General features: G+C 48.8%; 11 protein-coding genes. 3 read left to right on the top strand and 8 right to left on the bottom strand.

Annotation, left to right across the window (positions count from 1 at the left end; translation table 11 throughout):
* The first annotated feature begins 40 nt into the window (after window positions 1-40).
* From HHL16_RS06120 to HHL16_RS06130, 3 genes are read left to right on the top strand one after another with little or no spacing between them, the layout of a single operon-like run.
* Complete coding sequence (locus HHL16_RS06120) at window positions 41-1,090, top strand: histidine kinase (RefSeq protein WP_169424245.1); 1,050 nt, start codon at window positions 41-43, stop codon at window positions 1,088-1,090.
* An 8-nt stretch (window positions 1,091-1,098) separates the two neighbouring features.
* Complete coding sequence (locus tag HHL16_RS06125) at window positions 1,099-1,833, top strand: response regulator (RefSeq protein ID WP_169424246.1); 735 nt, start codon at window positions 1,099-1,101, stop codon at window positions 1,831-1,833.
* A 33-nt stretch (window positions 1,834-1,866) separates the two neighbouring features.
* Window positions 1,867-3,150, top strand: a complete 1,284-nt coding sequence (locus tag HHL16_RS06130) for a M28 family peptidase (protein ID WP_169424247.1) — start codon at window positions 1,867-1,869, stop codon at window positions 3,148-3,150.
* Between the two features lie 68 nt (window positions 3,151-3,218).
* On the opposite strand, the gene argH is transcribed toward HHL16_RS06130, so the two are convergent.
* Genes argH through HHL16_RS06170 form a run of 8 tightly spaced genes read right to left on the bottom strand, consistent with a single transcriptional unit; the run spans window position 3,219 to window position 11,475 of the window.
* Window positions 3,219-4,520: an argininosuccinate lyase gene (gene argH, locus HHL16_RS06135; protein ID WP_169424248.1), complete on the bottom strand. Its 1,302-nt coding sequence runs from the start codon at window positions 4,518-4,520 to the stop codon at window positions 3,219-3,221.
* A complete protein-coding gene (locus tag HHL16_RS06140; RefSeq protein WP_169424249.1) occupies window positions 4,517-5,587 on the bottom strand; it encodes a M20 family metallo-hydrolase in 1,071 nt (356 codons plus the stop codon). The genes argH and HHL16_RS06140 overlap by 4 nt, the downstream gene beginning before the upstream one ends.
* Window positions 5,580-6,365 (bottom strand): acetylglutamate kinase, encoded by a 786-nt coding sequence (gene argB, locus HHL16_RS06145; RefSeq protein ID WP_169424250.1) that lies wholly within the window; start codon window positions 6,363-6,365, stop codon window positions 5,580-5,582. The genes HHL16_RS06140 and argB overlap by 8 nt, the downstream gene beginning before the upstream one ends.
* A gap of 6 nt (window positions 6,366-6,371) precedes the next feature.
* Window positions 6,372-7,343: an acetylornithine carbamoyltransferase gene (locus tag HHL16_RS06150; protein ID WP_169424251.1), complete on the bottom strand. Its 972-nt coding sequence runs from the start codon at window positions 7,341-7,343 to the stop codon at window positions 6,372-6,374.
* Window positions 7,344-7,347: 4 nt separating this feature from the next.
* Window positions 7,348-8,508 carry an aminotransferase class III-fold pyridoxal phosphate-dependent enzyme gene (locus tag HHL16_RS06155; RefSeq protein WP_169424252.1) on the bottom strand — a complete coding sequence of 387 codons (1,161 nt, stop codon included), beginning with the start codon at window positions 8,506-8,508 and terminating at the stop codon, window positions 7,348-7,350.
* A gap of 22 nt (window positions 8,509-8,530) precedes the next feature.
* A complete protein-coding gene (gene argC, locus HHL16_RS06160) occupies window positions 8,531-9,541 on the bottom strand; it encodes an N-acetyl-gamma-glutamyl-phosphate reductase (RefSeq protein ID WP_169424253.1) in 1,011 nt (336 codons plus the stop codon).
* Between the two features lie 2 nt (window positions 9,542-9,543).
* The gene (argG, locus tag HHL16_RS06165) at window positions 9,544-10,740 is read right to left on the bottom strand and encodes an argininosuccinate synthase (protein WP_169424254.1); all 1,197 of its coding nucleotides are present in this window, start codon (window positions 10,738-10,740) and stop codon (window positions 9,544-9,546) included.
* A gap of 21 nt (window positions 10,741-10,761) precedes the next feature.
* Window positions 10,762-11,475: a GNAT family N-acetyltransferase gene (locus HHL16_RS06170; RefSeq protein ID WP_169424255.1), complete on the bottom strand. Its 714-nt coding sequence runs from the start codon at window positions 11,473-11,475 to the stop codon at window positions 10,762-10,764.
* Between the last annotated feature and the right edge of the window lie 258 nt (window positions 11,476-11,733).

Below are 11,733 nucleotides of genomic sequence, written 5' to 3' on the forward strand. Positions count from 1 at the left end.
TACCCAAAAACGTAGATTTGCTTAGTTCCGATTTATGACCATGCGAAAGAAAATATCTTATTACTGGCTCTGCCAGATCTTGGGCTGGAGTGCGTTCATACTGGTGTATACGTTCTTCTATCTCACCCTCCGTTCCCGTGAAACACCATTTTTCTACGAAGTGCTGTTTCTGGAGGCTGCCGTTGGTTTTATCATCACCCATGTGATGAGAATGTTCATCCAGCGGTTCAAGCTGGTGGATAAACCCATCAATGAGCAGGGATTCTACATCTTCTTCGTTTCCTTTGTGTTCGCGTTCATTTATGCAGCTGTTGGCACTACGCTGGAAAGGATCCTGGGCATCGAGCCGCCAAAATATTCCACTGTTCCGCTGATCAATCAAATCATGCGCGCGGCGATGGGATGTTTTTTGTTCATCCTAATCTGGAACCTGATCTACTTTGCTTATCACTATATCATCCGTGCAAGACAGGCACAGCTGGATCGTGTTCGTCTTCAGGCGCTGGTAAAAGAGCTGGAACTGAAGACCATCAAGGCACATATCAATCCTCACTTCATATTCAATGCCCTCAACAGCATCCGTGCGCTGATCGACGAAAATCCCAATCGCGCCCGCAATGCCATTACCGAACTGAGCAATATCCTGCGAAGCAGCATGCAATCCGAGAAACTGGAAACTGTTCCGTTCGAGAAAGAGCTCAGCATCGTAAAAGACTATCTGGCGCTGGAATACATCCGCTTCGAAGACCGTCTTCGTGTAGAATACCAGATCGATGAAGATACCCTCGATCAGCCAGTACCGCCCATGATGCTGCAAACCCTCGTGGAGAATGCCATCAAACACGGTATCGGCAAACAGATCAGCGGAGGTGTGGTGAAAGTGATCTCCGATTTCCGGAACAATTTCCTCGAACTGATTGTACAGAATACCGGCCACCTCAATGGATATGTGAATGGCGATGGGTTCGGCCTCAGCAGCACCCGCAACCGCCTGCAACTATTATTTGGTGAAAAAGCTAACTTTGAAATAAGGCAGGTAGACAGCGGACTGGTAGAAGCCCGCATATCGATCCCTGTTGAAACTATATAATCAGGTATATGATCAGAGCCATCATTATAGACGACGAGCGCCTCGCGAGAAACGAACTGAAAAAACTGCTGACCGAATTTCCCGAAATCGAAGTAGTGGCCGAAGCTGCCAATGCCGGTGAGGGAATCGAGAAAATTGAGAACATCAATCCCGACCTCGTTTTTCTGGATATCTCCATGCCGGGCAAAACCGGTTTCGATATGCTGTCCGAACTGGACCGCATCCCCAACGTAATTTTCACTACCGCATACGATGAGTTCGCACTTCGTGCATTTGAAGTGAATGCACTCGATTATCTGCTGAAGCCTGTAGAGCCCAAACGGCTGGCCGATGCCATTCAGAAACTGCATTCGCACGAAGACCGCGATCAGCTTCCTGTGAACCCTGCCAACGTTAATCATTCCGTATTGAGCGAGAACGATCAGGTATTTGTGAAAGACGGAGAACGTTGCTGGTTTGTGAAGCTGTCTGAGATCCGTCTCTTCGAAAGTGTGGGCAACTATGCCAAAGTGTATTTCGGGCCAAACAAACCTCTGATCCTGAAATCACTCAACGCACTGGAAGAAAGACTGGATGAGAAAACATTCTTCCGCGCCAACCGCAAACATATCGTAAACCTCCGCCTGATCGATAAGATCGAGCCCTACTTCAACGGAGGATTGCTGCTCGAACTGAAAGGAGGAGAGAAGATCGAAGTGAGCCGCCGCCAGACAGTGAAGTTCAAAGAAATGATGAGCCTTTAACACCCGGTAATAAAACAAACCTACTACATAACCATGCAGAAAATTCTCTCTCTGATTGGCCTGCTTGCCATTGGGCAAACCAGCATTGCACAATCAATAGACAAGATCATCAATGCCACAGAAGTTGAACGCATCGAAAGAACGCTTTCAGCGGATGATATGGAAGGCCGCCGCACTTTCACCAAAGGCATCGACAAAGCAGCTGATTTCATTGCAGCCGAATTCAAAAAGGCAGGCATTCAGCCGGTAAAAGGCGATTCTTATTTTCAGGAATTTGCTATGCTGAAAGGAAAGTTCCTCAATGCAAAAGCCACTATCAATGGCAAGAGCATCGAAGAAAAAAATATCGTAGCTCTCACTGCCGCTACCAACCTGAAAGCCGATCAGAATGCCGGATACGAGAAAGTAAGGATCGAAAGCCGTCAGGAATTTTACAGCACTATCACCCGCCTGCTGGATACGGATAAGAATTACCTGCTCACCGTAAATGATACGCTGGGCCGCATGTTCAATCAACTCAAACGTTTGCGCGAAAGTTTCTTTGAATCGCGCGGAAATGTAATTGCAGTGCTCACCAATGAAAAACCTGATACCTACTCTGTAGAGTTCAATCAGGAAATCAGCCGCTCTCCGCTGAAGAATGTGGTGGGCATGATCCCCGGAAAAAAGAAAAAGGACGAGTATGTGATCTTCTCCGGACACTACGATCACCTCGGTATCGGCAAACCTAACGAAGCCGGCGACTCCATCTATAACGGAGCCAACGACGACGCTTCCGGCGTTACTGCCGTAATTATGCTGGCTAACTATTATGCACAGCTGAAGAACAACGATCGCACCATCATCTTCGCCGCCTTCACTGCAGAAGAAGTTGGTGGATTCGGTTCACAGTATTTCTCCAAACAATTCGATCCGTCTAAAGTGATGGCCATGTTCAATATCGAAATGATTGGTACAGACAGCAAATGGGGTAACAATTCTGCGTTCATTACCGGATACGAAAAAACCGATATGGGTAAAATTCTGGAGAAGAATCTCGAAGGTTCTGCTTTCAAATTCTATCCTGATCCATATCCCGACCAGCAGCTGTTCTATCGTTCGGACAACGCAACACTGGCCAGACAAGGCGTTCCGGCGCATACCATCTCTACTTCCAAAATGGATAGCGAGAAATTCTACCACACACTGGATGATGAGATCGAAACACTGGATATGAAGAATATGGCGGAGATCATCAAGTCGATTGCAGTGAGTGCAAAATCGATCATTGCCGGAAAAGATACTCCTTCGAGAGTGGATACCAAAGACCTGAGATAATTTCAGAAGATATAAAAGCGAAGGCCTGCATGTAGAATGCAGGCCTTCGCTTTTTATTGTAATCAGGTTTATTTGAAATTGCTGAGAACTTTGTTCATTTCGGCAACAATCTTATCGTTGCAGAGATTGCCGAGACTGCCTTCGTGCGTATGATGCAATTGCTTTTTGTAATTGAAATTGAACTTTCCTTCTTCGATATCATTTCCCACCTGCTTGTATGCTTCGCGGAAAGGAATGCCTTTGTTCACCAGTTCATTCACGGCTTCCACACTGAAGAGATACCTGTATTTTTCGTCGTCGAGAATGCCTTCTTTCACGGTCATATTGCTTAACATCAGCTGCATCATTTCGAGACAGGCTTTCAGTTCTTCGATGGCAGGGAAGAGCACTTCCTTGGTGAGCTGCAGATCGCGATGGTAGCCCGATGGCAGATTGTTCACCAGCAAAATCAGTTCATTGGGAACGGACTGAATGCGGTTGCATTTGGCGCGGATCAGTTCAAATACATCGGGATTCTTTTTGTGCGGCATGATGCTGCTGCCTGTGGTGAGCTCCGACGGAAAAGAAATGAATCCAAAATTCTGATTGATGTAGAGGCAGCAGTCCATCGCCAGTCTGCTGAGGGTTGCAGCGATATTGCCGATACCCTGACCAACGATGCGTTCTGTTTTTCCGCGGCTCATCTGCGCATACACTGCGTTCCAGTTGAGTGTGCCGAAATTCAGCAGCTCCGTGGTGCGTGTACGGTTGAGCGGAAAAGAACTGCCGTATCCGGCGCCGCTTCCCAGCGGGTTTTTGTTGGCAACGTAGTAAGCTGATGCCAGGCAATCCATATCATCCACCAAACCTTCAGCATAGGCTCCTAACCAGAGACCAAATGATGAGGGCATGGCAATCTGGAGATGGGTATAACCCGGCAGTAAAACGTTCTTATGTTTTTCGCTGAGTGTTATCAGCAGGTCGAATAATTTTTTTGTCTGATCTTTTATAGCAAGCACTTCGGAGCGGAGATAGAGTTTGATGTCTACGGCCACCTGATCGTTGCGGCTGCGGCCGCTGTGGATCATTTTGCCGGCTTCGCCGATGCGTTGGGTGAGCATCAGTTCTACCTGCGAATGCACATCTTCCACATGCTCTTCGATGCGGAACTGGCCTTCGTTGATCTCTTTGAGAATGCCTTCCAGTCCACGTACGGCGAGTGCTGCTTCTTCTTTGCTCATGAGGCCAACTTCGCCGAGCATGGTCACATGCGCGATGGAGCCCTGCACATCAAAAGGAGCAAGCAACAGGTCGAATTCTTTATCACGACCTACAGTGAATCGTTCGATCTGTTCAGACATGGAAGTGTTTTCTTTCTGCCACAGTTTCATAATACCTGGTTTAAGAGATCAATGTATAAGGCTATGCCTGATTCTATTTCTTCGATGTAAATGAATTCATCCGCAGTATGGCTGCGTGCTGAATCTCCGGGACCCATCTTCAGTGCCTGAAACGGCATGAGGGCTTTGTCCGAAGTGGTGGGTGATCCGTAATAAGTTCTGCCCAATGTTATGCCGGCTTTCACCAATGGATGATCCAACGCAATGCTGGTAGAACGGAGGCGTGTGCTGCGCGGTGTTACTTCGCTCTGCACATTGGCGCGGATCACTTCGAGGATCTCTTCGAAAGTGTACAGTTCGTTCACGCGAACATCCACTACAAACTTGCATTGTGCAGGCACTACGTTGTGTGCTTTGTTATCGGTTTCGATCACGGTAACGGAAGTTTTAACCGGACCAAGCAGATCGGATACTTTCGGGAATTTGTATGTGCTGAACCACTCGATATCGCGAAGCGCTTTGTAGATGGCGTTGTCGCCTTCTTCGCGGGCTGCGTGGCCTGCGCGTCCGTGTGAAATGGCATCGAGCACCATCAAGCCGCGTTCCGCAACTGCCATCTGCATTTGTGTTGGTTCACCAACGATTGCAGCAGCAATGGGAGGAAGTTGCGGCAGCAGAATTTCAACACCATCCTTCCCGCTGATCTCTTCTTCTGCCGTGGCTGCGAAGAGCAGGTTGTGCGAAAGATCAGCGCGATCGTAGAAATGCAGAAAGGTGGCGAGCAGTGATACCAGCGGTCCGCCTGCATCGTTGCTGCCGAGTCCGAACAGTTTGCCTGCGTTTTCGATGGGCGAGAACGGATCGAGCGTATAGCCTTTGTTGGGCTTCACCGTATCATGATGCGAGTTCAGCAGAATAGTTGGCTTTGCACTATCGAAATGTTTGTTGGTTGCCCACACATTGTATTTGAACTGCTGTGCGGCAATGCCACGTTCTTCGAGAAATATTTTGATGAGTGCCGCAGTGCTCTCTTCCTCCTTGCTGAAAGAAGGAGTAGCGATCAGTTGCTTCAGCAAACCGATCACAGACTGCTGCAATGTTGCGAGATTATTATTCATGTACGATGCTTGTGCCGGCACTTCCGGCGATCAGTTGATGCAGCTGTTCGGCCTTGCCTATGATTACTTTTTCTACGCCACTGCGAACGGCTGCAAAGGCATTATCCAGTTTTGGGATCATGCCTGCGAATATTTTTTCAGATGCTTTGAGTTCTTCGTAATACGCAGGATGGATGCTGGGTATCACGGTGCTGTCGTCGTTGGCATCGAGCAGTACGCCGCTCTTCTCGAAGGAGTAGATCAGTTGTACGTTGTACAGTTTGCTCAATCCTTTCGCGGTTTCCTGTGCAATGGTATCGGCATTGGTGTTGAGCAGTTGCGCTTTTCCATTGTGCGTGATAGGGGCAAGTACTACTGTGAGACCGAGTTTGAGCAATCCACTGAGCAGGTTGGCATTCACCTGATCAACATCACCTGCGAAACCATAATCGATGCCGCCTTTCTCGCGCTTGTGTGCGAGAATGGCGTTGCCATCTGCGCCGGTGAGGCCGATGGCATTGCATCCATGCGATTGCAATGTGGCCACCACGCGTTTGTTGATATCGCCGGCATACACCATCGTAACGATCTTCAGTGTGTCGGCATCGGTGATTCTTCTGCCGTCTACCATCTGCTGAGGCACATTCATTTGCTCTGCCAGTTGAGTGGCCAGCTTGCCTCCTCCATGCACCAGAATCTTCTTGCCGGGCAAAGCTGCAAATGATTGCAGGAAGTCCGCGAGCTTGGCTTCATGGTCGATAATGTTTCCTCCGATCTTAACTACGTACAGTGTCTCCACGTTGGCTTATTTCGATTGTAAGATGTTTGACAGTACAGCCTGTGCTGCCCATACGCGGTTGGATGCCTGTTGTGTTACCACGCTGTTTGGTCCGTCGAGGATCTCATCGCTCAGTTCTACATTTCTTCTTACGGGCAGGCAGTGCATCACGCGCGCATTGTTGGTGCGGCTGAGTTTGGCGTTGGTGAGCATCCATGCAGGATCGTTGCAATAGATCTTGCCGTACTCATTGTTGAACGTGCTCCAGTTTTTTACGTACACGAAATCTGCATCCTTCAATGCTTCTTCCTGATTGTGTGTGATGGTGGCTCCGTTGGTGAACTGGGTATCGAGTTCGTAATCTTCGGGATGCGTGATCACGAAATCAGCTTCGCCCCATGCATTCACCCACTGCGAGAAGCTGTTGGCCACGCATTGCGGCAGCGGCTTCACGTGTGGCGCCCATGTGAGCACAATCTTGGGTTTGCGACCCGCCGGAAGCGGATTGGCTTTGAGACATTCATTGATAGTGATGATGTCTGTGAGGCTCTGCAATGGATGCAGCGTTGCACTCTCCAGGCTCACTACAGGAATGCCTGCGTATTTGATGAACTGACGGATGAACAGCTCGCTGTAATCATCCTCACGATTTTTTAGTGATGGGAATGTGCGGATGGCCAGCACATCGAAGTATTGTCCCATGATCGGCGCTGCATCTTTCACGTGCTCTACAGTACTGCCGCTCATGATGGCTTCTTCTTCGAATTCAAGCGCCCATCCTTCCTGACCAACATTGAACACAATGGCTTCCATACCGAGGTTCTGTGCTGCAATCTGCGTGCTCAGTCTGGTACGCATGCTGGGATTCAGAAAGAGTAAACCAATGCGCTTGTGCTGACCAAGCGTTTTGTGCAGAAGTGGATGCTGCTTGTATTCCAGTGCCTGGCTTACCAATGCCTGAATATCGTTTACGTCTGCTGCTGAAATGAATTGTTTCATCTTTTTAGTGTACCGGGTTTGTTGATGGAACCATAGAGGCGATGGTGGCTTTGATCTCCTGAATAAACTGTGCCGCTTCTGCTTTTGTAAGCGCCAGTGAAGGAAGCAGACGTATTACGTTTGGCTTTGCTTCACCGGTGAATATTTTCTTTTCCCAGAGCAGGTTCTTGCGGAGGTCTTTGAGCTGTTCAGGAACGTCGAAGCCGATCATCAGTCCATATCCGCGTACATTGCTCAGTTCGGGAATTTGTTTCAGCTCATCCATGAGGTAGTTGCCTACTTCGGCGGCATTGCTCATGAGGTTTTCTTTCTCCATCACTTCCACTACTGCGAGTGCAGCTGCACAGGCGAGGTGGTTGCCTCCGAATGTGGTGCCGAGCATGGAATGTTTTGCCTGAAAAGATGGAGCGATCATGATGCCGGCAACAGGAAATCCATTGCCCATGCCTTTTGCCATGGAGTAGATATCTGCATTTACTCCTGCGAAATCATGAGAGAAGAATTTGCCGCTGCGTCCGTATCCGCACTGGATGCCGTCTGCGATGTAGGCTGCGCCGTACTCTGTGCAGAGGCTGCGGATCTTGCGGAGGAAAGATGGTGCAGCTATATTGATGCCGCCCACTCCCTGTATGCCTTCGATGATCACCGAAGAGATCTCGCTGCCCTGCGCTTTAAAGCAGGCTTCGAGTGCAGCTTCGTCGTTGAAAGGCAGGAAGATGATATTGGGATTCTGGTTAACCGGTGCAACGATAGACGGATTGTCTGTAGCTGCAACAGCCAGAGATGTTCTTCCGTGGAATGCTTTTTTGAAAGCGATTATTTTCTTGCGGCCATTGGCGAAGGAGGCGAGCTTCAGCGCGTTCTCGTTGGCTTCTGCACCGGAATTGCAAAGGAACAATTGGTAATCTTCCTTGCCGGAGAGCTTGCCGAGTTTGGTGGCCAGTTCTTCCTGCAAAGGAATGCGGATGGAGTTGGAATAGAAACCTACGCGGTTCAGCTGCTCAGTGAGTCGTTCCACATAGTGAGGATGTGTGTGTCCTATGGAGATCACGGCATGGCCGCCATACATATCGAGGTATTGCGTCCCTTTGTCATCCCATACATTGGAGCCTTTGGCTTTAACGATGGTGATGTCGTTGATGGGATAAACGTCGAAAAGTTTCATGTTGCTAATTGGTTTCCTTTGTCTAAAAATAATTTGCTTTCAGTCTGAGTCCGGCACATTCGTCGAGGCCGAAGATCAGGTTCATGTTCTGTACTGCCTGTCCGGATGCGCCTTTCAGCAGGTTGTCTATCACCGAATGAACCACCAGTTTGCTGCCTACTTTCTCCAGCTGAATCACACATTTGTTGTTGTTCACAGCCTGTTTGAGAAATACGGGTTCTTTGCTGATTACGGTGAAGGGGGCATCCTGGTAGAAATCTTCATACATCGCCTGCAGTTCGGTTTCGCTCAGGTCGCAATCGATCTGCGAGCTGATGAAGATGCCGCGGGTAAAATCTCCGCGCCAGGGAATAAAGTTGAGTTCGCTGGTGGTTTTGCCACTCGCATCTGCTTCTCCGAAACCGGATTGCAGTTGCTTCAGCGATTGTGAAATTTCTTTCACGTGCTGATGCGTGAGCGTTTTGTACGCCTGAATATTGTTGGCGCGCCAGCTGAAATGAGAAGTTGTGCTCAGCCCCTGTCCGGCTCCGGTAGATCCGGTGATGCCGGTGGTATGCACATGCTCCAGCAATCCTGCTTTTGCAAGCGGCAGCAATCCAAGCTGGATAGCCGTAGCAAAACAGCCTGGATTGGCGATATTGTTCGCTTTGCGGATGGCCTCCTTGTTGAGTTCGGGAAGGCCATATACGAATGATCTGTTGTCGATGGTGGTATTGGGTTGCAGGCGGAAATCCTGTGACAGATCGATGATCTTCACGTTTGGTGCGATGGTATTCTCCTGCAGAAATTTCCTCGCTTCTCCATGGCCAACGCAGAGGAAGAGCACATCGATATCGTTGCTGAGTTCAGCTGCGAAAGTGAGTGGTGTTTCTCCTACGAGATCCTGATGAATGGAGCTTACGGGTTTTCCGGCATTGCTGCGGCTATGGATGAATGTTATGTTCGCATAGGGGTGATTGATCAGCAAACGGATCAGTTCACCGCCGGTGTATCCGGCTCCGCCAACAATACCGATGGATATTTTGGGTGTCATTGTTATTTGTTTTCTTCGTTCACTGCATTCCAGATAGCGGTCTGGTTACCGAAGATCTTGGAGAAGCCGCGAACGTCGTCACCGCTCCATCCGTTGTTCATTTCTCCGTACTTGCCGAATTTGCTGCTCATGAGATCGAACTTCGATTCGATGCCGATCACCTGGAAGCGATAAGGCTGAAGGTGAACGAATACATCGCCGGTTACGTTCTGCTGTGCGTTCTGGAGGAATGCCTCGATGTCGCGCATTACAGGATCCAGAATCTGACCTTCATGGAGCCAGTTGCCGTAGAACTGTGCAAGCTGGTCTTTCCAGTTGAGCTGCCATTTGGTGAGTACGTGTTTTTCGAGTGCGTGGTGCGCTTTAAGAATTACCATCGGAGCAGCTGCTTCGAATCCTACGCGGCCTTTGATGCCGATGATGGTGTCACCTACGTGAATATCACGGCCTACGCCATAAGCGCCGGCAATGCTTTGCAGGTATTGGATGGCTTCTGCAGGATGTGCGAATGATTTTCCGTCAACTGCTTTCAGCTCGCCCTTTTCAAATGTGAGTTTTACTTCACGGTCTTCTTTGGCGGTAACCTGCGTAGGCCATGCTTCTTCGGGGAGCATGCCTTTGGAGTTGAGGGTTTCTTTTCCTCCCACAGATGTTCCCCAGAGTCCTTTATTGATGGAGTACATGGCTTTGCTGAAGTTCATGTCCACACCTTTGTTGGTAAGGTATTCGATCTCTGCTTCGCGGCTCAGTTTGAGATCGCGGATGGGAGTAAGGATTTCCACGTTGGGGATCATGATGTGGAAGATCATGTCGAAGCGAACCTGATCGTTGCCTGCGCCGGTAGATCCGTGTGCAACTGCGTCGGCATTCAGCTTCTGTGCGTGTTCTGCGATGTGCAATGCCTGAATGAGGCGTTCAGCACTCACACTCAGCGGGTAAGTATTGTTCTTGAGCACATTTCCGTAGATGAGAAAACGGATAATGCGGTCGTAGTAAGATTTCACTGCATCGATAGTGGTATGTGTTTTCACTCCCAGTTTGTATGCATGTGCTTCGATCTGTTTCAGTTCTTCTTCACTGAAACCACCGGTATTCACAATGATGCTATGCACATCATATCCTAAATCTTCACCGAGATACTTTACGCAATACGACGTATCGAGGCCGCCGCTGAATCCGAGTACAATTTTCTTTGCCATCGCTTTATTCTGAAAAAATGTTTAAAAATTAAAGAGCTGTGCAAACAGCTTTTTGTTTTTGGTAGCTGGTTTCTGGTCTTTTTCTTTTTTGAGAAAGGGTTGCAAAAACTTCCATTGCTTGATGCGGATCAGTCTTTCGAAAATGCTTTTCTTCTGTTCAAAGAATTCTTTCGTTTCCTGAGGCTCGTAGTGATCTTTTGGATCGTAGAGCATGGCAGTGCAGAGGCAGTTCTTCCTTTCTTTGCTCATGAGGATCTCGTAGTTGATGCAGCTTTTGCAGCCTGCCCAGAAGGTATCATCCTGTGTGAGTTCGGAATAGGTAACAGGTTCGTAGCCGAGATCGCTGTTGATCTTCATTACGGCGAGGCCGGTAGTGAGACCGAAGATCTTGGCATCGGGGTATTTCTGTCTGCTGAGATCGAAGATTTTGCGTTTGATGGCCTTTGCAAGCCCTCCTTTTCTGAAATTGGGAGAAACGATGAGGCCTGAGTTGGCAACATATTCGCCGTGGCTCCATGTTTCGATGTAGCAGAAGCCTGCCCATACACCCTCCTTGTTGAAGGCGATCACGGCTTTGCCTTCACGAATTTTCAATTGGATATATTCCGGGGATCTTTTGGCAATGCCGGTACCTCTGGCTTTGGCAGATGAGGCCATTTCATCACAAATGATCTGTGCGAAGCCCAGATGAGATTCATCGGCAATCAGAACCTGGAATTGTTGTTGAGTTTCCATTTTATGGCTCTACAATAAAAGGTGAACAATTACTAAGACATTTCGGGAGTGGAACGCAGGAATACCCGCCAAAGGCCGGGGCTGCATAGTGTTCCAGTAATAATCAGGGGGACTCTATGGTAATTGAGTATCAACGTCGCACCTGAACGGGGACGGGCTGTGGATGAAAAACTGTACGGAGCTGTACAGGAAAAATCCCACGCAAGATAGAGCTGGCAGTTAATGCCATCACTTCTGCGAGTTTATGGAGATTTTTTT

The sequence above is a fragment of the Pseudoflavitalea sp. G-6-1-2 genome (assembly GCF_012927185.1).
In the GTDB taxonomy this organism is placed as follows: Bacteria; Bacteroidota; Bacteroidia; order Chitinophagales; family Chitinophagaceae; genus Pseudobacter.

Coding starts and splice junctions, on each gene's coding strand:
- argG (WP_169424254.1), bottom strand. CDS start 10,740: ATGGCAAAGAAAATTGTACTCGGATTCAGCGGCGGCCTCGATACGTCG.
- HHL16_RS06150 (WP_169424251.1), bottom strand. CDS start 7,343: ATGAAACAATTCATTTCAGCAGCAGACGTAAACGATATTCAGGCATTG.
- HHL16_RS06170 (WP_169424255.1), bottom strand. CDS start 11,475: ATGGAAACTCAACAACAATTCCAGGTTCTGATTGCCGATGAATCTCAT.
- argC (WP_169424253.1), bottom strand. CDS start 9,541: ATGACACCCAAAATATCCATCGGTATTGTTGGCGGAGCCGGATACACC.
- HHL16_RS06140 (WP_169424249.1), bottom strand. CDS start 5,587: ATGAATAATAATCTCGCAACATTGCAGCAGTCTGTGATCGGTTTGCTG.
- HHL16_RS06125 (WP_169424246.1), top strand. CDS start 1,099: ATGATCAGAGCCATCATTATAGACGACGAGCGCCTCGCGAGAAACGAA.
- HHL16_RS06155 (WP_169424252.1), bottom strand. CDS start 8,508: ATGAAACTTTTCGACGTTTATCCCATCAACGACATCACCATCGTTAAA.
- HHL16_RS06130 (WP_169424247.1), top strand. CDS start 1,867: ATGCAGAAAATTCTCTCTCTGATTGGCCTGCTTGCCATTGGGCAAACC.
- argH (WP_169424248.1), bottom strand. CDS start 4,520: ATGAAACTGTGGCAGAAAGAAAACACTTCCATGTCTGAACAGATCGAA.
- HHL16_RS06120 (WP_169424245.1), top strand. CDS start 41: ATGCGAAAGAAAATATCTTATTACTGGCTCTGCCAGATCTTGGGCTGG.